Source organism: Chryseobacterium sp. (assembly GCF_022712095.1).
Taxonomy (GTDB): domain Bacteria; phylum Bacteroidota; class Bacteroidia; order Flavobacteriales; family Weeksellaceae; genus Chryseobacterium.
The window spans coordinates 1-3,428 of record NZ_JALAHD010000245.1 but is presented as its reverse complement, the minus strand read 5'-3'; the positions used below and the strand labels follow the sequence as shown (position 1 = coordinate 3,428).

General features: G+C 36.2%; 2 protein-coding genes. One reads left to right on the top strand and one right to left on the bottom strand.

The features are described from left to right. Positions 1–166 precede the first annotated feature (166 nt). Positions 167–2,998, top strand: a complete 2,832-nt coding sequence (uvrA, locus tag Q0A18_RS12820) for an excinuclease ABC subunit UvrA (RefSeq protein ID WP_292010547.1) — start codon at positions 167–169, stop codon at positions 2,996–2,998. Positions 2,999–3,034: 36 nt separating this feature from the next. Here the strand turns inward: uvrA and Q0A18_RS12815 are convergent. Continuing rightward, positions 3,035–3,428: hypothetical protein (locus tag Q0A18_RS12815; protein ID WP_292010546.1), on the bottom strand; the 394-nt coding region annotated here is incomplete at its 5' end.

The following is a 3,428-nucleotide window of genomic DNA, read 5'->3' as shown; positions in this document are numbered from 1 at the left end:
GTATTATACTTAAAGGGACAATTTTAACATTTGAAATTATCCCTTTTTATTCTTGTTTGCTTTCCTTTAAAATAGAGAATATTTCATTCCAAAAATAAAATTACATTCTTTATTCAATTCAAATATTCGTAAATTTGTAGGTCCTTTTTTGGATATGAGATCTATTATGAAAAATGATTCCACAGAATATATAGAAGTTTATGGTGCCCGCGAGCATAATCTTAAAAATATCAATGTAAAAATTCCCCGTAATGAACTGGTAGTAATAACCGGGCTTTCAGGGAGCGGAAAATCTTCATTGGCATTCGATACGATTTTTGCAGAAGGTCAGCGCCGTTATATAGAAACATTTTCAGCATATGCCCGTCAGTTTTTAGGAGGATTGGAACGTCCCGATGTAGATAAGATTGAGGGGCTTTCACCAGTAATTGCCATAGAACAGAAAACTACGAATAAAAATCCCCGTTCTACCGTAGGAACAGTTACAGAGCTCTATGACTTTTTAAGATTGCTGTATGCCAGGGTTTCTGATGCCTATTCCATGACAACGGGTAAAAAACTTGTAAGTTATACGGAAGACCAGATTCTTGATACGATCAAAGAAAATTATAAGGGAGAAAAAATAATGTTACTTGCTCCCGTGGTACGTTCAAGAAAAGGTCATTACCATGAGCTTTTTGTGCAGATGGCTAAGAAAGGCTACGGACAGGCAAGAATTGACGGAGAATTACAGGATATAGAATATGATTTAAAACTGGACCGTTACAAAACGCATGATATTGATATTGTGATCGATCGTTGGATTATCGGGGAAAGCGCATCTGAAAACCGAATGGAAAAATCCCTGAGAACAGCCATGGAAATGGGAGAAGGGATCATCGGAATACAAAAGTTGGGAAGTACTGATATTGAATATTTCTCAAAAAACCTGATGGATGCGGAAACGGGACATTCATTAGCCTTACCTGAGCCTAATACATTCTCTTTTAATTCCCCTAAAGGAAGCTGCCCGGATTGTAAAGGTTTGGGGACTATTAAAAAAGTTAATACAGAATATTTTATTGAAAACCCTAAACTTTCCATTAATCAGGGAGGATTATTGCCATTGGAAGATATAAAATCTAATAAATGGATTTTATCCCAAATTAAAAATATTCTGGAAATTTTCGGATTAGGACTTTCAACACCATTAAAAGACATTCCGGAAGAAGCATTAGATTATATTTATAATGGATGCCATAAAGAATTTAATAAAGATCTTAAATACGCTGGAATCACCAAAAAGATAAAAATAAGTTTTGACGGGTTAATTCCTTTTATGGAAGAACTTATTGATGAAAGAGAATCTTATGAAGCGGTTTTACTGGAAAGGCATTTTACTACAGAAGAAACATGTCCTGAGTGTAAAGGAACACGCTTACAGCCTTCCAGTCTGAGTTTTAAAATTGATGGAAAGAATATTGCTGAGGTCAATGCATTAAGCTTGGCTGATTTAAAAGAATGGCTAAAAGACGTAAAAGACAAGTTCTCAGAGAAGAATAAGATTATTGCTCATGAGATTTTAAAAGAAATTGAGACAAGACTTCAGTTCTTATTGGACGTGGGCCTTGACTATTTGAGTCTTAGCAGAAGTTCTAAAACACTTTCAGGTGGTGAATCCCAAAGAATTCGCCTCGCTACACAGATTGGCTCACAGTTGGTGAACGTATTGTATATTCTTGATGAGCCGAGTATCGGGTTACATCAGAGAGATAACGAAAGACTGATCAACTCATTAAAGAATCTGAGAGATATCGGAAATTCTGTTTTGGTTGTAGAGCACGACAAAGATATGATCCTTGAAGCAGATGAGGTTCTTGATATAGGTCCGAGAGCAGGAAAATTCGGTGGGGAAATTCTATGGCAGGGAAAACCTAAAGATCTTCTGAAAGCAGATACTATTACGGCACAATATATCAACGGAGACAGAAAGATAGAAGTTCCCAAAGAAAGAAGAAAGGGGAACGGTAAAAACATAATACTTAAAGGAGCTACAGGTAATAATCTTAAAAATGTGACGCTTGATGTTCCATTAGGAAAACTGGTTGTGGTTACAGGGATTTCGGGAAGTGGAAAGTCTTCTTTAATTAATGGGACGTTATATCCGATCCTTAACAAACATTTTTATAGAGCAGTTCAGGAACCTTTGCCTTATAAAAAAGTTGAAGGGCTTGAAAATATTGATAAAATAGTAGATGTAGATCAGACACCTATCGGAAGAACACCGCGTTCCAATCCGGCAACTTACACAGGTATGTTTACTGATATCAGAAATTTGTTTGCAGAATTACCAGAAAGTAAAATCCGTGGTTATAAACCTGGAAGATTTTCTTTTAATGTAAAAGGAGGTAGATGTGAAACCTGCCAGGGAGGAGGCTTAAAAGTAATTGAAATGAACTTCTTACCTGATGTATATGTTCACTGCGAAACCTGCAATGGGAAAAGATTTAACAGAGAGACTCTGGAGGTTCGCTATAAAGGAAAATCAATTTCCGATGTGCTGGATATGACCATCGATGAAGCGGTAGAATTTTTCCAGCCTATACCCAAAATCTACAGCAGAGTAAAAACTTTACAAGATGTAGGATTAGGTTATATCACCTTAGGGCAGCAATCCACTACACTTTCCGGAGGGGAGGCTCAGCGTATAAAACTGGCAACGGAACTTGCTAAAAGGCAAACCGGAAATACCCTTTATATTCTGGATGAGCCGACAACAGGACTTCATTTTGAAGATGTAAAGATTCTGATGGATGCAATCAACCAATTGGTAGAATTAGGAAACTCATTCATTATTATTGAGCATAATATGGACGTAATTAAATTGGCAGACCATATTATTGATGTAGGACCTGAAGGCGGAAAGCATGGAGGACAGATTGTAGCACAGGGAACCCCTGAAGAAATTGTAAAATCCAAAAAAAGTCTCACAGGAAAATTCCTGAAGAGAGAGTTATAAAAAAAGGCTGGAATTTGTTCCAGCCTTTTTTTATGATTATATTTCTATTTGTTCTTCATTCTTTATTTTGTTGTAGATATTCTCTACAGCTACCCAATAATCTGCACACATCCATTTATATTTGGTATAATTAAAATCGATAAGAAGATTATCTAATTGATTTCTTTTAGCCAGTTTGATAGATATTGTGTGAATCAGCCATTGTTCTTCGAAGCGGGCCCATTGGCCGACCGCATCGAGTAAATTATCTTGTAATACAGGAAAAACTTCATATTTATTAATATGCTTTATCTCTTCTAAAGTAAAAGAACTGTTCAAAAATACATTGGCAATGTAATTAAAATCAGAATCCTGTAGTTCCGTATCCAGGTAGAAGTCGGAGAGAGCGATCCATATAGGCTTACGCTCTTCAATGTTAATAGATTTGATC

Coding starts and splice junctions, on each gene's coding strand:
- uvrA (WP_292010547.1), top strand. CDS start 167: ATGAAAAATGATTCCACAGAATATATAGAAGTTTATGGTGCCCGCGAG.